Origin of the sequence: Enterobacter sp. GER_MD16_1505_Eko_090, from assembly GCF_003331015.1 — a bacterium.
Lineage (GTDB): Bacteria > Pseudomonadota > Gammaproteobacteria > Enterobacterales > Enterobacteriaceae > Enterobacter > Enterobacter roggenkampii.
Window position 1 is genome coordinate 1 of record NZ_PUQF01000015.1, and the last position, 16,766, is coordinate 16,766.

Consider the following 16,766-nt stretch of genomic DNA (forward strand, 5'->3'; position numbering starts at 1 on the left):
TCGTCCGAGGACGTTAAGAATCCATGTCACTTTGAGTGCCCACACAGATTGTCTGATAAATTGTTAAAGAGCAGTGCAACGCGGCTTTCGCTCACCGTTGCGAGGTGGCGTATATTACGCTTTCCTCTTTCAGAGTCAACCCGTTATTTCAGGATTTTTTCTCTTCAACCGACCGCGTTGTCTGTGAAGTGATTCACATCCGCCGTGTCGATGGAGGCGCATTATAGGGAGTTCGCGAACGACCGCAACCGAAAAGTTGCAAAAAAATGACTGACTGCTGCATTCCCCAGCAAAACCCCGCCTTATACCCATTTATGCACAAAGTTATCCACAATTCTGCACGGATCCCAATGCGATCCCACGAACTGAGCGGGAAGATCAACTATACTGGCGGCAAATACTCTTCTCTGTGCAGGCCGCTTCATGACCACACAACGCCTCACCCGTGACTGGCGTCTCCCTACCGCTGGGTTGATGCTGCTGGCAATTCTCTTTGCCGGTTTTACCCTGCATGCGCACTGGAACGCCTTTATCCAGTGGTGTCTCGCCACCCAAATTACCCTGCACCGCTATCTGGTGATGTACCTGCTGCAGCTAAATAACCACCAGTACAGCGGCGGATTATGGTTGTTAACGGGGGCTTTCCTTTATGGCGTACTCCACGCCATTGGCCCCGGGCACGGAAAATTCATTGTGACGACCTATCTGACTACCAATAAGGAAAGCGAGCTGGCCGCCCGGGTCGTCCCTTTCCTGGGCAGCCTGATGCAGGGCGTCAGCGCCATTCTGTTTGTCTTTATCCTGGCGGTAGGATTTAACCTCGCCTCTGGGGATATCAGTACCAGCCGCTGGTATGTGGAGAAGATCAGCGCAGTGCTTATTGGCGCATTCGGCGCATTCGTCATTTACCGGGCGCTGAAGAGCCTGCGCCCGCGCAGGATGTCTGTCTCTGCCATTAAGCCCCTTCATCAGCACGACGAACACTGTGGCTGCGGTCATCACGGCGTAGGTGCAGACCTGACGCAGGGCGACTGGAAAACCCGTCTGGGCGTGATACTGGCGATTGGCGCACGCCCGTGCAGCGGGGCAATCATGATCCTGATGTTCTCCAACGCGCTGGGCATCGTAACCTGGGGGATGGCCGCAGTCATGACTATGTCGCTGGGAACCGCGCTCTCTATTATGGGGCTTTCATTGGCTGTACGTTACGCCCGCGAACGCACGGTGGCCTGGTTCGGAGAAAGCGCCTCGTTAAAATGGCTGGTGCCGACCGTCAAAATAGCCGGAGGGATAGTCCTGATCCTGTTCGCGACGGTGCTGTTCCTGACGGTGATCCCCATCAGCGCCAATGGCGACTACATCGCCGCAGGATGCTAATAAAAGAAAACCCGCCAGCGGCGGGTTTTTTGTTACTCGTTGATGCGTGGATGCTGATCCACCAGTCGGGAACGTTTTTTCTGCAGTTCTTCAATCTCGGCGTCAATATCCTCAATCTTCTGCTCTACATTATCGTAGTGCTCACGGAGGATCTCTTTCGCTTCCTGGATATCCGATGCCGCAGGCGTTGCGCCTTTCAGAGGGCGATTCGCCGTCTCCTTCATGGTAATACCGGTAATCAAACCAATCACCGCGATCACCATCAGGTAATAAGCAGGCATCATCAGGTTCTGCGTGCTCTCCACCAGCGAGGCGGCAAGCGTCGGGGTCAGACCGGCAATCAGCACCGAGATGTTGAAGGCCGCGGCCAGCGCGCTGTAGCGAATATGGGTCGGGAACATCGCGGGCAGCGTTGAGGCCATCACCCCGATAAAGCAGTTAAGGATCACCGCCAGCATCAGCAGACCGGCAAAAATCAGCCCCAGTACATTACTGTTGATCAGAATAAATGCCGGGATGGCGAGGGCAAACAGCGCAACGCTTCCCAGAATAATGAACGGTCGACGACCAAAGCGGTCACTCAACAGGCCCATAATCGGCTGCACAAACAGCATACCCACCATGATGGCGATAATGATCAGCACACCGTGATCTTCCGAGTAGTGCAGGTTATGCGACAGATAGCTCGGCATGTAGGTCAGCAGCATGTAATAGGTCACGTTGGTGGAGATCACCAGACCGATACAGACCAGCAGGCTTCGCCAGTGCTTAGTGGCAATCTCTTTGAACGATACCTTCGGACCGTCCTGCAGCCCTTCGCGGTCACCCTGCTCCAGCTTATCAACGTGCTGCTGGAACGCAGGCGTCTCTTCAAGCGCATGACGCAGGTAGAGACCAATGATCCCCAGCGGCAGTGCCAGGAAGAATGGGATACGCCAGCCCCAGTCGAGGAAGTTCTCTTCCCCCACCACGGTTGAAATCAGGACCACCACACCCGCGCCCAGGACAAAACCGGCAATGGAGCCGAAGTCCAGCCAGCTTCCCATAAACCCGCGCTTACGGTCAGGAGAATACTCGGCAACGAAGATCGAGGCGCCAGTATATTCACCGCCCACGGAGAAGCCCTGTGCCATCTTACAGATCAGCAGCAGAATCGGTGCCCAAATGCCGATAGTGGCGTAAGACGGTATAAGGCCGATACAGAATGTACTGATCGACATAATGACGATGGTGATAGCCAGGATCTTCTGACGACCATATTTATCACCGAGCATACCGAAGAACAGACCACCCAGCGGGCGAATCAGGAAGGGAACGGAGAACGTACCCAGTGCCGCAATCATCTGCAGGCTGGGATCGGCCCCGGGGAAAAACACTTTACCTAACGCATAGGCCACAAAGCCGTAGACACCAAAATCGAACCATTCCATCGCATTACCGAGCGAGGCTGCGGTAATCGCTTTACGCAGTTTGGCGTCATCAATAATGGTGACGTCGCGAAGCGTGATGGGTTTAATCTTTTTCCTTCTCAGCATAGCTATCCTCGTTGACTCGGCCCTGTCTGTTTCACAGTCCAGCGTGCGTTCTGTGAACCATGGGATCCGCTCCATGCGAATCGCCTTATTCAAGCGTAGCAGGTTTACTTACATTGACGTTTTACGTCGATACAACCGAACCTGTTGACGCCTGTCTGGGCAGTTAATGACCTTTTTACCCTACCAGCGTTTATATTTGTGATCAACTTCACACATATTTCAGCGTCAGGTCAACTCAGTCCAGTATTTGTCAATCAGTGCAAATAAGCCCTTTCTCATCCCCGCCTCATGAGCACTCTCACGCACGTCATGAGTTCTTTCGCAACAAAAAAACAAACCACGTTTACTCACATTCAATTTACATAAATTTTCTTCATCGTGAAGCCGCCGATAGTTTTACATTGAATATGTGACAAAGATAACTAAAACGATGTTTTATTTTGATTGAATCAATATTCCAATGATCGCATGATAAATCCGAATACAGCATTTCATGTGTTTTCCAATGAAGTTAATCGAGAGAAAACAATTATTTTCCTGGCGGGATTATCGAGAAACGCCACTCAAAAACAAATGCCAATCAATTGAATTTATTGACTAATTTTTAACACCGAACGCCCGTCCTGCGGGGTCAGATGTGAGGATTGTCCATGAAGATTAAAGCCACGATAGAACGCATACCCGGCGGTATGATGCTGGTTCCGCTGGTGCTGGGCGCCATCCTGAATACCCTTGCCCCTGATACCGGGGCTTATTTTGGTGGTTTCACAAAAGGCATGATAACGGGCACGGTTCCAATTCTTGCCGTCTGGTTTTTTTGTATCGGTGCATCCATTAATTTGCGGGCGACAGGTACCGTATTACGGAAATCCGGCACGCTGGTAATAACCAAAATAGCGGTAGCCTGGGCGGTGGCAATGATATGCGCGATGTTCATCCCGGAGAATGGAATTCAGACCGGGTTCTTCGCGGGGTTATCGGTGCTGGCGATTGTCTCCGCGATGGATATGACTAACGGCGGATTGTACGCCAGCCTGATGAACCAGTACGGGACGAAAGAAGAGTCCGGCGCATTTGTCTTGATGTCTCTCGAATCAGGCCCGCTGATGACGATGCTGATCCTGGGGTCTGCTGGCCTGGCCTCTTTTGAACCCCACCACTTTGTCGGCGCAATCCTGCCCTTCCTGATCGGCTTTGCCCTTGGCAACCTCGATCACGATCTGCGTGATTTCTTCAGCAAAGCCACGCCGGTGCTGATCCCGTTCTTCGGCTTTGCGCTGGGGAACACCATCAACCTGAAGGTTATCCTTGATACCGGCCTGCTGGGTATTGTGCTGGGTGTCGCCGTAATCGTCATTACCGGTATTCCGCTGATTGTTGCCGACCGCGTGATCGGGGGAGGAAACGGCACGGCGGGCGTCGCCGCCTCTTCAGCCGCAGGCGCTGCCGTCGCCAACCCGGTGATTATTGCCCAGATTAACCCGGCCTTCGAACCGGTAGCCGCTTCAGCGACGGCGCTGGTTGCCGCCAGCGTGATTGTCACTGCGCTACTGGTGCCGATCATCACGGCGCTATATGCGAAACGCTACGCCAATGCCCCCGAGCAAAATATCGAACGAAAAGCGGTCGAACTCCGCCATTAACACACTGCACCAAACCATCCCCTCTTCCCTGCGGGGAGAGGGTGAGGGGTAAGGGATTTACCCAAAAATCTCTTCTACCATCCCGTCCACCAGCCGTTTTGCCGAACAGAGCCTCGGCATCCCCAGTGCGACGGTCTGCCAGTTTTGCGTCACTGACCAGCTCACCGGATGCTTATCCGCCTGACACCAGTCCCCCAGCCAGCCCAGCATGTCTTTATGATCGATAGTTCCGGGAGAAGCAGGCGCTGTCAGCCACTGGTGATAAAAATGGCGGGTCGTGGGTGAGGCATTAATGCCCTGCGCCAGATAGTTAGCCGCCATGCTGCGCAGGTTATCCTTAAGCATGGCCGCCACATCTTCTTTCGCGAGGCGGCAAGCGTCGCCAAATGCTCCCCAGCGCAGCTCTTCCAGAACGATAAAACAGCGCCCGGCCAGCGACCAGCCATCATAATGTCCGGCCCGCCAGCGGGTAAAAATTTGCTCACTGTGCTCACCCGCCTGCACCGTTAGCCCGCGCTGGGTCAGCGCCTTTTCTTTCCAGGCTGCGCGTTGGGTAAAATGAGACACGAGATCGGCGTACTGCTGCGTCAGTCCGGGAGACTGCAGGGTGCGTGGGTGAGTCTGCTGACGCAGCGCAATCAGCTTCTCTGCCATCAGCGTCAGCGCGAGATGGCCCGGATCAAGCATCCCGGCCAGCTTTTCCGCCAGCCCCAGGCGCAGCGCCGCATTTTCATTGAGCATCCCCGCCATCGCCCAAGGGCGTAGCCGGGTATGCGTCATGATTTCCTGCGTCAAACGCTCGCGAAACTGCAGCTGCTGTGGTCCCAGGCGAGGATGACGCGCCGCGTCTCCCCCCTGCACCAGATCGACCATAAATTTTGGATTAATACACTCCAGCGTTCGCCCGGGGCCGTCCAGTAGTGGTGTTGTCATGGTTGCTCTGCCGCGAATAGAGTTTGAATATCATCGCGTAACAGTCGGGTATCTTCCTGTATCCACGTCGCAGTAGTGATGCTTTGCTTCAACAACTGGCAGAGCGCTCGGGTTGAGTGCTCATTTTGCTGACGCACTGCGAGGCTATCACGCAAGCTTTCCTGTAACCCGGTCAGGCACAACGAAAATTCTGCAAAGAACGTCGCCATTCCTGCCGTAACAGAGACATCGACCTGCGCGGACAAAGCTTTACGTATTTGTTCACAAAACTGATCAATATGTTGCTTAAATTTGTCATGTAGCTGCGCAATGTCGATAACATAGCGCGTGCGCGTTTCCACATACTCGTCCCAGCCCCAGCCAGGATTATTGAGCCAGCGAGAGACCGTTTCACGCATGCTGCTCCCGCCGGAAGGTGGGGCGGCCCGGCTGTCGTCCTGCGCAATCGCATCGTTAAACAGCGCTCGCGTATTGAAGTTAAGCTGGCTTGCCTGAAACGCCGGGAAGCTGATGCGCGCCCGAAAACCCGCATGGCTCAGATGCTCTTTAATACGCGTTTCGATGGGACGCATGGCTTCGTTAAGAGAACGCGCCAGCGTGGACTCCAGCTGATCGAAGCGTAACGCCAGCTCCCGGCCGATCTTCGTCTGGGCATCCAGCATCACCCGCTCGCAGGAGGCGCGTAATTTACTCAGCGCAATCTGCGCCTGCCCTTCATCGTCCAGCACCAGCTGCTTCACCCTCTCACCGCGAAGTTGCTGCCGTTCGGTGCCTGCCGAATCAAGAATCGGGAGCGTGCTGAACACCTGGTCAATCGCCTGGTGAAGCGCGGTTTTTTGGGATCCCATAAAGTCCGCGGTGGCGTTCAGCGCTTCCTCAACCTCGTGTTTCACCTCATCGCTCACCACGCGCTGACGCGTCTGCAAAAGCGCCATGTCCTCTTCCAGACGTGCGATATTCAGCTCCAGCGCCTCAAAGGCCACCGTCAGCCCCTGATAGCGGAAATCGAGATACTCGCGGGCGTTTTGCGCGTAGTTGAGAAGCTTATGCGAGGCCGAACGCAGCGCGTAGAGCGAGGCATTGGCATAGGCGGCGTAAATCAGTTTCCGTATCGGTTGCTCGAAGAGCGAATCTTCCCAGAGCAAATCGGCAGAATGTCGGATATGGTCGATATCGTCCAGGTCCGCCGTACGCCAGCGACGTCCGAGTGCGGCTTCGGCAAAATCCTGCACCCAGGGTTGCTCCTGATGATCCGGCAGTCGTCCATGCGAACCTAGCTCATAGCGCGCGCGGTTCGCCAGATACGCCCACATGGACGACACGGGGTAAATCTGGCCAGGCGAAATATTGCCTTTCATTAAGGTGCCGGAGATCATCGCCCGAATCTGTTCTTCATCATCGCTATTGCGATCTTTCTGATCGAATTTATTGACCAGCGCATACAGCGGCACCGATTTTCCCGCCGCGGAAATCGCCTGGCGGACTTCTTCATCAGAAATGGATTTAAGCTGGGTATAATCCATCACGGCCAGCACCGCCGATGCGCGGGACAACTGCTCGCTGAGCATTTTTTGCAGATGCGGCTGTCCGGCCTCGTTCGGCCCGGGCGTATCGAGCAGCGTCAGCTGCCCGAGGTGGGCATCCAGGCCCGCAAGATGCACGAACTCCACTTCAATCACCGGGATATGTTCAATAGCCGTATATTCAGAGAACGGAAACTCCACACCCAGCGCCTGGGAAAGTCTCACCAGATCGTTGAGGCTTTTCAGACAATGAAATATCGGCTGCGCGCCCAGGTGATGCTTCTCAAACGCTTCCCCTTTTTCAATGCGCTCCAGCAGCGTATTCATGTCTTTATCAATTTCCAGACGCTGAGCCAGCTTCCCGCGGTCGTAATCACAGAGCTGTTTCTGAAGCAGTTGGATCAATTCATCAATCGGGGAGGCATGAGAGAAATGCAGCACCGGTTCCTTCTGACCCGGCGTGTGGCGAATCAACGTCGGAAGCGCCGTCATTGGACGATTGCGGTTCGGCAACACTTCGGTACCCACAATCGCATTAATGGTGGTCGATTTCCCCGCTTTCATGGTGCCAACAATGGCCAGGACCATTTCCAGCCGGGTTATTTTGCGTAATTCATTATTCAGCATCGCCTGCTGGGCATCGACACCGCGCGCGCTAAAATGCAAAGGTAAAACGTTGTTTGTTTCGCCAGTAATAGCAGCCTCTGTGCTCTCCAGCATCTCAGTGGGCATTGATTTCAACGTATCAAGATTTTGCAGGGCAAGCTGTAACAAACGCTCGGCTTCCTGGCTTAATTCAAAAATGGTCTGTGTGTGCATGATAAAAGCCTTTCCTTAACGCAAATTTATTACTTTTATTAAGCCACTGGTTTTTATTATGTTGTTCAGGCTTATATGATCACGTGTGGAAAACATGTTCGCCGAAATATAACTGATTGAAGATAATCAGGAATAATTCCCTATCCTTGCATGGCGTGTAGAACTCTTCTCCAGGCCTGATAGCCAAAAGAAAAAAGCGTAGCCCATTTTTAAGAAACTTCAGGATATATCACCATTATTTACCCACCTAAAAAGAGAGGTAATGCACCACTGCCATAAGATATGTATGGCAGCAAAGTCCGGAGATAAATAACAATGTGTCGCTTCACCTTATCCGAAATGGCAGAGCGTAGCAATTTGCTGCAATAAAATATTCGATATATTTATCGTCATTTCTTCCCACCGTGTTAATGGACATAAGCTTCGCGTAACTGACTGACAGAACGTGTCACTCCCGATACGCTTTTTGGCTTTTTTAATTCACAATATCACCGACAACGGTGTGGATTTGCGCTATACTTGCCGCCTTTTTCGGCACCCTGCCGTCATTTAGCTGGCACTTTCCAGCGCGTTTACACTTTTGAGGATACCGATATGTCTCTCCCACACTGCCCAAAATGCAATTCTGAATACACCTATGAAGATAATGGCATGTTCATCTGCCCGGAATGCGCTCATGAATGGAATGATGCCGAGCCGGCTCAGGATGCTGATGCGCTCATCGTAAAAGATGCGAACGGCAATCTGCTGGCAGACGGTGACAGCGTTACCGTCGTTAAGGACCTGAAGGTGAAAGGCAGTTCTTCCATGCTGAAAATCGGCACCAAAGTGAAGAATATCCGTCTGGTTGAAGGCGATCATAATATCGACTGCAAAATTGACGGCTTCGGTCCAATGAAACTGAAATCTGAGTTCGTGAAAAAGAACTGATTTTCCACCTGTACGCCCGGTAAGCGAAGCGCCACCGGGCGCTTTTGCCGGATGCGCTACGCTTATCCGGCCTACAAAAAAAGAACTAAACTTAACGGGCTTTTCTTTCGTGAGGTAAAGATTATGCCGTTAAGTCCCTACATCTCTTTCGCCGGCAACTGCGCTGAGGCCACCGCCTTTTACCAGCAAGCCGTCGGCGCAGAACTTCTCTATAAAATTACCTTCGGCGAAATGCCAAAAAGCGATAACAGCGAAGAAGGCTGTCCGTCCGGTATGCAGTTTCCGGATTCGGCTATCGCCCACTCCAACGTCCGCATTGCGGGCAGCGATATCATGATGAGCGACGGGATGCCGCCCGGCAGCAACGCGCAGTACGCGGGCTTTACGCTGGTTCTCGACACGCAGGATGTGTCAGAAGGCAAGCGCTGGTTCGACAACCTTGCCGATGGCGGGAATATCGACATGGCGTGGCAGGAGACCTTCTGGGCGCACGGTTTCGGTAAAGTCACCGACAAATACGGCGTGCCGTGGATGATTAACGTCGTCAAGCAACAAACGTCGTAGGCAGGACACGCGCAGCGCAGCCGGCAACAGCGACCGGTGGCGCTGCGCTGACCGGGCCTACTGTGATTGTCATCAAACTCCGCTCAACTCTTCAAACTCCCGCAACCTGCACTTAACCCAAATGTCACATTGATGCGCCAGCATGAGGCCACATTTATCGTGAGGCCCAGCACATGCAAACTGTCATCCGCGTCGAGAAACTGAGCAAGACCTTCAATCATAACAAGGCTCTGCATGCCGTTGATCTGACCGTCCGGCAGGGCGACATGGTGGCGCTTCTCGGGCCTTCCGGCTCGGGTAAATCCACCCTTCTGCGCCATTTGAGCGGGCTTATCACCGGCGATAAAACGCCGGAAAGCCACGTCGAGCTGCTGGGTAATACCGTACAGCGCGCCGGGCGTCTGGCGAGCGATATCCGCAAGAGCCGCGCCCAGACGGGCTACATCTTCCAGCAGTTCAACCTGGTAAACCGCCTGACGGTGCTGGAGAACGTGCTGATTGGCGCGCTCGGCAGCACCCCGTTCTGGCGCACCTGTCTGCGCTGGTTCACCCCTTCCCAGAAGCAGGAAGCTTTACAGGCGCTGACCCGCGTCGGCATGGCGCATTTCGCCCACCAGCGCGTCTCCACCCTGTCCGGTGGACAACAGCAGCGCGTGGCGATTGCGCGCGCGCTGATGCAAAAAGCGCAAATCATTCTTGCTGACGAACCCATCGCCTCGCTGGACCCGGAGTCCGCCCGCATCGTGATGGAGACCCTGCGCGACATTAACCAGAACGACGGCATTACCGTGGTGGTCACGCTCCATCAGGTGGATTACGCCCTGCGCTACTGCGAACGCATCGTCGCCCTGCGTCAGGGGCACGTGTTCTTTGATGGCGCGAGCCATCAGTTTGATAACGAACGTTTTGACCATCTCTACCGCAGCATTAACCGCGTCGAAGAGAACGCGCAGGCTGCTTAATTAAACCCGATCCGAGGAAAGTACATGAGCTACAAAGCCGTTGCCGCGCTGGCCTTTACCAGCATGTTCAGCCTCAGCACCCTGTTAAGCCCGGCGTATGCGGAAGAGCAGGAAAAAGCGCTGAACTTCGGCATTATTTCGACGGAATCACAGCAAAACCTGAAACCTCAGTGGGAACCGTTCCTGAAAGATATGGAAACCAAGCTGGGGATCAAAGTGAACGCCTTCTTCGCCCCGGACTACGCGGGCATCATCCAGGGGATGCGCTTTAACAAAGTGGACATCGCCTGGTACGGCAACCTCTCCGCCATGGAAGCGGTGGACCGCGCGAACGGCCAGGTCTTTGCCCAGACCGTCGCGGCAGATGGCTCCCCGGGCTACTGGAGCGTACTGATCGTCAACAAAGACAGCCCGATCAACAACCTCAACGACATGCTCGCCAAACGCAAAGAGCTAACCTTCGGCAACGGCGATCCGAACTCCACCTCGGGTTACCTGGTCCCTGGCTACTACGTCTTCGCCAAAAACAACGCCTCCGCCAGCGACTTCAAGCGCACGGTAAACGCCAGCCATGAAACCAACGCTCTGGCCGTGGCCAACAAGCAGGTGGACGTTGCCACCAACAACACCGAGAACCTCGACAAGCTGAAGACGTCCGCACCGGACAAGCTGAAAGAGATCAAGGTTATCTGGAAATCCCCGCTGATCCCCGGCGACCCGATAGTGTGGCGTAAAAACCTGTCCGAAAGCACCAAGGACAAGGTGTACGACTTCTTTATGACCTACGGCAAAACGCCGGAAGAGAAAGCAGTTCTGGAACGTCTGGGCTGGGCACCGTTCCGCCCGTCAAGCGACCTGCAGCTGGTGCCGATTCGCCAGCTGGCGCTGTTTAAAGAGATGCAGGGCGTGAAGGACAACAAAGGCCTGAAGGACGAGGAGAAGACCAGCAAAGTGGCCGCGATTCAGGCCCAGCTTGAAGACCTCGACCGCCTGACCGCCGCGCTCGGCGCGATGACCAGCGTGAATAAAGCGGTGCAGTAACGCTTTTCGCCCGGTGGCGCTGCGCTTACCGGGCCTACATTTTGGATCGTAGGCCGGATAAGCGTAGCGCCATCCGGCACACAAAGACCTGCGGAGTTACACATGCAAACCATCACCCTCCCGCCGCCGAAGCGCAGCTGGTTCTCGCTCATAAGCTGGGCCATCCTGCTGGCGGTGCTGGTTATCTCCTGGAAGGGCGCGGAAATGGATCCGCTGCTGCTCTTCAAAGACGCGGGCAATATGGCGACCTTCGCTGCCGACTTCTTCCCGCCGGACTTCAGCCAGTGGCAGGACTACCTCAGTGAAATGGCGGTCACCCTGCAAATCGCCGTCTGGGGCACCGCGCTGGCCGTTATTCTCTCCATTCCGTTTGGCCTGATGAGCGCTGAAAACATCGTGCCGTGGTGGGTATACCAGCCCATGCGCCGCCTGATGGACGCCTGTCGTGCGATCAACGAAATGGTCTTTGCGATGCTGTTCGTGGTCGCCGTCGGCCTCGGTCCGTTCGCGGGCGTCATGGCGCTGTTCATTCACACCACCGGCGTGCTCTCCAAGCTGCTTTCCGAGGCGGTCGAAGCCATCGAGCCCGGTCCGGTGGAAGGCATTCGCGCCACCGGCGCCAATAAAATCGAAGAGATCCTCTACGGCGTCCTGCCGCAGGTGATGCCGCTCCTGATCTCCTACTCCCTGTACCGCTTTGAGTCCAACGTCCGCTCCGCCACCGTCGTCGGCATGGTCGGCGCAGGCGGGATTGGCGTCACCCTGTGGGAAGCGATTCGCGGTTTCCAGTTCCAGCAAACCTGCGCCCTGATGGTGCTCATCATCGTCACCGTCAGCCTGCTGGATTTCCTCTCTCAACGTTTGCGTAAGCACTTCATCTGAGAAGCGAGGCTTTGTTTTCTATGCACTTATCCAGACATCCGACCAGTTACCCCACCCGCTGGCAAGAGATCGCGGCAAAGCTCGAAGTGGAGCTTCGCACGCACTACCGCTGCGGAGACTACCTTCCTGCCGAGCAGCAGCTTGCTGACCGCTATGAGGTGAACCGACACACCCTGCGCCGCGCCATTGACCAGCTGGTCGAGCGCGGCTGGGTCCAGCGCCGTCAGGGCGTGGGCGTGCTGGTGCTGATGCGCCCGTTCGACTACCCGCTTAACGCCCAGGCGCGCTTTAGCCAGAACCTGCTGGATCAGGGCAGCCACCCGACCAGCGAAAAGCTGCTCTCGGTGCTGCGTCCGGCCTCCAGCCACGTGGCGGACGCGCTGGGTATTCAGGAGGGCGACAACGTCATCCACCTGCGCACGCTGCGCCGGGTCAACGGCGTCGCGGTGTGCCAGATCGATCACTACTTCGCGGACCTCACCCTCTGGCCGGTGCTGCAGAATTTCTCCAGCGGATCGCTGCATGATTTTCTCCAGAATGCGACAGGCATTGCGCTGAAACGCACCCAGACGCGCATCAGCGCCCGCCGCGCGCAGGCGAAAGAGAGCAAGGTGCTGGAGATCCCCAATATGGCCCCGCTGCTCTGCGTGCGCACCCTCAACCACCGTGACGGCGAGATAGACGCGACGGAATACTCCGTCAGCCTGACCCGCGCCGACATGATCGAATTCACCATGGAGCACTGAATGCACTTCGACACCGCCACCCGACAGCGCTGGATGCGCGTGCTGGCCCACAGCCAGCCTGCTGCGCTGGCTGCCCGCATGAACGCCCTTGCCCTGGCTCCCGGGTACGACCTCCTCCGCGCGCCGGAGATCGGCCTCGTTCAGATCCAGGCGCGCATGGGCGGCACCGGCGAGCGCTTCTTCGCCGGGGACGCCACCCTCACCCGCGCAGCGATCCGCCTGCACAGCGGCACGCTGGGCTACGGCTACGTGCTGGGGCGTGATAAAGCGCACGCCGAGCGCTGCGCGGTCATCGACGCGCTTTTACAGGAACAACCGCATTTCCAGACGCTGATGGAAACCCTTATTTCCCCGCTGGAGGCCGACCGCGCCGCACGTCTTGCCGCGCGTCAGGCCGAAGTGAATACCAGCCGGGTCGACTTCTTTACGCTCGTTCGCGGAGACAACGCATGACGCTTCAACCTGCTTTTACCCTGGCCGTCCAGGATGCCCAACACAGTTTTCGTCGCCTGCTGAAGGCCATGAGCGAGCCGGGCGTGATTGTCTCGCTGCACCAGCTCTCTCAGGGCTGGCTGCCGCTGAACCTGGCGACAACCAGCGTGCTGCTCACCCTGGCCGACAACGATACCCCGGTATGGCTTTCGGGCGCGCTGTCGAACGATATCGCCAACCAGAACCTGCGTTTTCACACCGGCGCCCCGCTTGTTGAACAGCCGCAGCAGGCAATCTTTGCCGTGGCCGACGAACAAATCAGCCATGAACAGCTGAATGCCCTGAGCGAAGGCACCGCCGTCGCCCCGGAAACCAGCGCCACGCTGATTTTGCAGGTCGCCAGCCTGAGCGGCGGCCGCATGCTGCGCCTGACGGGCGCAGGCATCGCCGACGAGCGCATGGTCGCGCCGCAGCTGCCGGAGTGCATCATTCACGAGCTGACCGAGCGCCCGCACCCGTTCCCGCTGGGCATTGACCTGATCCTGACCTGCGGCGAGCGCCTGCTGGCCATCCCGCGGACCACCCACGTGGAGGTGTGCTGATGTACGTTGCCGTCAAAGGGGGCGAGAAGGCCATCGCCGCCGCCCATGCGTTGCAGGCGCACAGACGACGGGGCGATGAACAGCTCCCCGAGCTGAGCGTCGCCCAGATTGAACAGCAGCTTAATCTCGCCGTCGATCGGGTGATGACCGAGGGCGGTATCGCCGACCGCGAGCTGGCGGCGCTGGCCCTCAAGCAGGCCAGCGGCGATAACGTGGAAGCCATCTTCCTGCTGCGCGCCTACCGCACCACGCTGGCGAAGCTGGCGGTCAGCGAACCCATCAACACGGCACAGATGCGCCTGGAGCGTCGCATTTCTGCCGTTTATAAAGACATTCCCGGCGGCCAGCGGCTCGGCCCTACCTATGACTACACCCATCGCCTGCTGGATTTTACCCTGCTGGCGAACGGCGAGGCGCCACGACTCAGCACCTCTGACGCCGAACAGGAACCGTCTCCGCACGTCTTCAGCCTGCTGGCGAAACAGGGCCTGGCGAAGGCGGAAGAGGACTCCGGCGCGCAGCCGGATGACATCACCCGCACGCCGCCGGTTTACCCGTGCTCGCGCTCGTCCCGCCTGCAGCAGCTGATGCGCGGCGACGAAGGCTATCTGCTGGCGCTGGCCTACTCCACCCAGCGTGGCTACGGGCGCAACCACCCGTTTGCCGCCGAAATTCGCAGCGGCTATATCGACGTCGAAATCGTGCCGGAAGAGCTGGGTTTTGCCGTAAACGTCGGCGAACTACTGATGACCGAGTGTGAAATGGTGAACGGTTTTGTCGCGCCCGAAAATGAAGACCCGCACTTTACCCGCGGCTACGGGCTGGTGTTTGGCCTCGGCGAACGCAAGGCGATGGCCATGGCGCTGGTCGACCGCGCCCTGCAGGCACCGGACTACGGCGAGCACGTTGCTGGCCCGGCGCAGGACGAAGAGTTTGTGCTGGCCCACGCGGATAACGTCGAGGCCGCGGGCTTTGTCTCGCACCTCAAGCTGCCGCACTACGTCGATTTCCAGGCCGAACTGGAACTGCTGAAACGCCTGCAACGGGAGCGCGCCAATGACTAACTTAAGCGGCTACAACTTTGCCTATCTGGACGAGCAAACCAAACGCATGATCCGGCGCGCCATCTTAAAAGCGGTGGCGATTCCTGGCTATCAGGTGCCGTTCGGCGGCCGAGAAATGCCGATGCCCTACGGCTGGGGGACGGGCGGCATCCAGATTACCGCCAGCGTGATCGGCGAGGCGGACGTGTTGAAAGTCATCGACCAGGGCGCGGACGACACCACCAACGCCGTATCGATCCGCACCTTCTTTCAGCGGGTAACGGGCGTCGCGACCACCGAAAAAACCGAAGACGCGACGCTGATCCAGACCCGCCACCGCATTCCGGAAACCCCGCTCACGGAAGATCAGATTTTGATTTTTCAGGTGCCGATCCCGGAACCGCTGCGCTTTATCGAGCCGCGCGAAACCGAAACCCGCACCATGCACGCGCTGGAAGAGTACGGCGTGATGCAGGTGAAGCTGTATGAGGATATCGCCCGCTTCGGCCATATCGCCACCACCTACGCCTACCCGGTGAAGGTGAACGGCCGCTACGTGATGGACCCGTCGCCGATCCCAAAATTCGATAACCCGAAGATGGACATGATGCCCGCCCTGCAGCTGTTCGGTGCCGGACGTGAAAAACGCATCTACGCCGTACCGCCGTACACCCGCGTGGAAAGTCTCGATTTTGACGATCACCCGTTTACGGTGCAGGAATGGGACGAGCCGTGCGCCATCTGCGGATCCAAACACAGCTACCTGGACGAAGTGGTGCTGGACGACACGGGCAAACGGATGTTTGTCTGCTCCGACACCGATTTCTGCCGCCAACAGAGCGAGGCGAACGGCCAATGAAACCGCTGCTTTCGGTAAATCACCTGACCCACCTGTATGCGCCGGGCAAAGGCTTTAGCGACGTGTCGTTCGAGCTGTGGCCGGGCGAAGTGCTGGGGATCGTCGGCGAGTCCGGTTCCGGCAAAACCACCCTGCTGAAATCCATCTCCGCGCGCCTGACGCCGCAGAACGGCGACATTTTGTATGAGGGCGCCTCGCTCTACGGCATGAGCGAGGCCGAGCGCCGCCGTCTGCTGCGCACCGAGTGGGGCGTGGTGCACCAGCATCCGATGGACGGCCTGCGCCGTCAGGTCTCTGCCGGAGGCAATATCGGCGAACGCCTGATGGCCACCGGCGCGCGCCACTACGGCAATATCCGCGCTACGGCGCAGCACTGGCTGGAAGAAGTGGAAATCCCCGCCTCGCGTATCGACGACCTGCCGACAACCTTCTCCGGCGGCATGCAGCAGCGCCTGCAAATTGCCCGCAACCTGGTCACGCACCCGAAGCTGGTGTTTATGGATGAACCCACCGGCGGGCTGGACGTCTCGGTGCAGGCCCGCCTGCTCGACCTGCTGCGCGGCCTGGTGGTGGAACTGAACCTGGCGGTGGTGATTGTCACCCACGATTTGGGCGTCGCGCGCCTGCTGGCGGACCGCCTGCTGGTGATGAAGCAGGGCCAGGTGGTGGAAAGTGGGTTAACCGACCGCGTGCTCGACGATCCCCATCATCCGTACACCCAGCTTCTGGTGTCGTCCGTGTTGCAGAACTGAGGTTGCTGCTGCCGGGTGGCGCTGCGCTTACCCGGCCTACGAATAGCGCACCTGTAGGCCGGGTAAGGCGTAGCCGCCACCCGGCAACACGAACACCGCACCTTGTAGGCCGGGTAAGGCGAA

The 16,766-nt window shown here is 57.2% G+C and carries 16 protein-coding genes; 13 read left to right on the forward strand and 3 right to left on the reverse strand.

Features of this window, described 5'->3' with window-relative positions; translation table 11 throughout:
• The first annotated feature begins 423 nt into the window (after nucleotides 1–423).
• Complete coding sequence (locus C6A40_RS16950) at nucleotides 424–1,377, forward strand: nickel/cobalt transporter (protein WP_045335196.1); 954 nt, start codon at nucleotides 424–426, stop codon at nucleotides 1,375–1,377.
• A gap of 32 nt (nucleotides 1,378–1,409) precedes the next feature.
• On the opposite strand, the gene proP is transcribed toward C6A40_RS16950, so the two are convergent.
• Nucleotides 1,410–2,912: a glycine betaine/L-proline transporter ProP gene (gene proP, locus C6A40_RS16955; RefSeq protein WP_008500072.1), complete on the reverse strand. Its 1,503-nt coding sequence runs from the start codon at nucleotides 2,910–2,912 to the stop codon at nucleotides 1,410–1,412.
• A gap of 650 nt (nucleotides 2,913–3,562) precedes the next feature.
• Here proP and kdgT point away from each other — a divergent pair.
• Nucleotides 3,563–4,555 (forward strand): 2-keto-3-deoxygluconate transporter, encoded by a 993-nt coding sequence (gene kdgT / locus C6A40_RS16960; RefSeq protein ID WP_008500071.1) that lies wholly within the window; start codon nucleotides 3,563–3,565, stop codon nucleotides 4,553–4,555.
• 57 nt (nucleotides 4,556–4,612) lie between these two features.
• Here the strand turns inward: kdgT and C6A40_RS16965 are convergent, their stop codons facing one another.
• Entirely contained in the window at nucleotides 4,613–5,488 is an 876-nt protein-coding gene (locus C6A40_RS16965; RefSeq protein ID WP_045335194.1) for a diguanylate cyclase regulator RdcB family protein, read from the reverse strand.
• Nucleotides 5,485–7,830 carry a clamp-binding protein CrfC gene (gene crfC, locus C6A40_RS16970; RefSeq protein ID WP_045335192.1) on the reverse strand — a complete coding sequence of 782 codons (2,346 nt, stop codon included), beginning with the start codon at nucleotides 7,828–7,830 and terminating at the stop codon, nucleotides 5,485–5,487. Before crfC ends, C6A40_RS16965 begins: the two co-directional genes overlap by 4 nt.
• 594 nt (nucleotides 7,831–8,424) lie before the next feature.
• Between crfC and C6A40_RS16975 the strand changes: the two genes are divergently transcribed.
• The 11 genes from C6A40_RS16975 (at nucleotide 8,425) to phnK (ending at nucleotide 16,643) form a co-directional block, all read left to right on the forward strand.
• A complete protein-coding gene (locus tag C6A40_RS16975) occupies nucleotides 8,425–8,760 on the forward strand; it encodes a zinc ribbon domain-containing protein YjdM (RefSeq protein WP_008500067.1) in 336 nt (111 codons plus the stop codon).
• Between the two features lie 123 nt (nucleotides 8,761–8,883).
• A complete protein-coding gene (gene yjdN / locus C6A40_RS16980) occupies nucleotides 8,884–9,324 on the forward strand; it encodes a VOC family metalloprotein YjdN (protein ID WP_045335202.1) in 441 nt (146 codons plus the stop codon).
• Nucleotides 9,325–9,497: 173 nt separating this feature from the next.
• On the forward strand, nucleotides 9,498–10,286 hold the full coding sequence (phnC, locus tag C6A40_RS16985) for a phosphonate ABC transporter ATP-binding protein (protein ID WP_023618659.1): 789 nt from the start codon (nucleotides 9,498–9,500) through the stop codon (nucleotides 10,284–10,286).
• 24 nt (nucleotides 10,287–10,310) lie between these two features.
• A complete protein-coding gene (gene phnD, locus C6A40_RS16990; RefSeq protein WP_045335191.1) occupies nucleotides 10,311–11,327 on the forward strand; it encodes a phosphonate ABC transporter substrate-binding protein in 1,017 nt (338 codons plus the stop codon).
• Nucleotides 11,328–11,429: 102 nt separating this feature from the next.
• Entirely contained in the window at nucleotides 11,430–12,209 is a 780-nt protein-coding gene (gene phnE, locus C6A40_RS16995; protein WP_008500063.1) for a phosphonate ABC transporter, permease protein PhnE, read from the forward strand.
• Nucleotides 12,210–12,229: 20 nt separating this feature from the next.
• Nucleotides 12,230–12,955, forward strand: coding sequence for a phosphonate metabolism transcriptional regulator PhnF (gene phnF, locus C6A40_RS17000; RefSeq protein WP_023326523.1), 726 nt, complete (start codon nucleotides 12,230–12,232; stop codon nucleotides 12,953–12,955).
• The gene (phnG, locus tag C6A40_RS17005) at nucleotides 12,956–13,408 is read left to right on the forward strand and encodes a phosphonate C-P lyase system protein PhnG (RefSeq protein ID WP_045335189.1); all 453 of its coding nucleotides are present in this window, start codon (nucleotides 12,956–12,958) and stop codon (nucleotides 13,406–13,408) included.
• Complete coding sequence (gene phnH, locus C6A40_RS17010; RefSeq protein WP_008500060.1) at nucleotides 13,405–13,989, forward strand: phosphonate C-P lyase system protein PhnH; 585 nt, start codon at nucleotides 13,405–13,407, stop codon at nucleotides 13,987–13,989. The genes phnG and phnH overlap by 4 nt, the downstream gene beginning before the upstream one ends.
• Nucleotides 13,989–15,053, forward strand: coding sequence for a carbon-phosphorus lyase complex subunit PhnI (locus tag C6A40_RS17015; RefSeq protein ID WP_045335188.1), 1,065 nt, complete (start codon nucleotides 13,989–13,991; stop codon nucleotides 15,051–15,053). Before phnH ends, C6A40_RS17015 begins: the two co-directional genes overlap by 1 nt.
• The gene (locus tag C6A40_RS17020) at nucleotides 15,046–15,891 is read left to right on the forward strand and encodes an alpha-D-ribose 1-methylphosphonate 5-phosphate C-P-lyase PhnJ (RefSeq protein ID WP_045335187.1); all 846 of its coding nucleotides are present in this window, start codon (nucleotides 15,046–15,048) and stop codon (nucleotides 15,889–15,891) included. Before C6A40_RS17015 ends, C6A40_RS17020 begins: the two co-directional genes overlap by 8 nt.
• On the forward strand, nucleotides 15,888–16,643 hold the full coding sequence (phnK, locus tag C6A40_RS17025) for a phosphonate C-P lyase system protein PhnK (protein WP_008500057.1): 756 nt from the start codon (nucleotides 15,888–15,890) through the stop codon (nucleotides 16,641–16,643). Before C6A40_RS17020 ends, phnK begins: the two co-directional genes overlap by 4 nt.
• Nucleotides 16,644–16,766: the final 123 nt, after the last annotated feature.

Bases quoted from the DNA above. Each gene is read 5' to 3' on its own strand.
- C6A40_RS16950 (WP_045335196.1), top strand. From the start codon at position 424: ATGACCACACAACGCCTCACCCGTGACTGGCGTCTCCCTACCGCTGGG.
- proP (WP_008500072.1), bottom strand. From the start codon at position 2,912: ATGCTGAGAAGGAAAAAGATTAAACCCATCACGCTTCGCGACGTCACC.
- kdgT (WP_008500071.1), top strand. From the start codon at position 3,563: ATGAAGATTAAAGCCACGATAGAACGCATACCCGGCGGTATGATGCTG.
- C6A40_RS16965 (WP_045335194.1), bottom strand. From the start codon at position 5,488: ATGACAACACCACTACTGGACGGCCCCGGGCGAACGCTGGAGTGTATT.
- crfC (WP_045335192.1), bottom strand. From the start codon at position 7,830: ATGCACACACAGACCATTTTTGAATTAAGCCAGGAAGCCGAGCGTTTG.
- C6A40_RS16975 (WP_008500067.1), top strand. From the start codon at position 8,425: ATGTCTCTCCCACACTGCCCAAAATGCAATTCTGAATACACCTATGAA.
- yjdN (WP_045335202.1), top strand. From the start codon at position 8,884: ATGCCGTTAAGTCCCTACATCTCTTTCGCCGGCAACTGCGCTGAGGCC.
- phnC (WP_023618659.1), top strand. From the start codon at position 9,498: ATGCAAACTGTCATCCGCGTCGAGAAACTGAGCAAGACCTTCAATCAT.
- phnD (WP_045335191.1), top strand. From the start codon at position 10,311: ATGAGCTACAAAGCCGTTGCCGCGCTGGCCTTTACCAGCATGTTCAGC.
- phnE (WP_008500063.1), top strand. From the start codon at position 11,430: ATGCAAACCATCACCCTCCCGCCGCCGAAGCGCAGCTGGTTCTCGCTC.
- phnF (WP_023326523.1), top strand. From the start codon at position 12,230: ATGCACTTATCCAGACATCCGACCAGTTACCCCACCCGCTGGCAAGAG.
- phnG (WP_045335189.1), top strand. From the start codon at position 12,956: ATGCACTTCGACACCGCCACCCGACAGCGCTGGATGCGCGTGCTGGCC.
- phnH (WP_008500060.1), top strand. From the start codon at position 13,405: ATGACGCTTCAACCTGCTTTTACCCTGGCCGTCCAGGATGCCCAACAC.
- C6A40_RS17015 (WP_045335188.1), top strand. From the start codon at position 13,989: ATGTACGTTGCCGTCAAAGGGGGCGAGAAGGCCATCGCCGCCGCCCAT.
- C6A40_RS17020 (WP_045335187.1), top strand. From the start codon at position 15,046: ATGACTAACTTAAGCGGCTACAACTTTGCCTATCTGGACGAGCAAACC.
- phnK (WP_008500057.1), top strand. From the start codon at position 15,888: ATGAAACCGCTGCTTTCGGTAAATCACCTGACCCACCTGTATGCGCCG.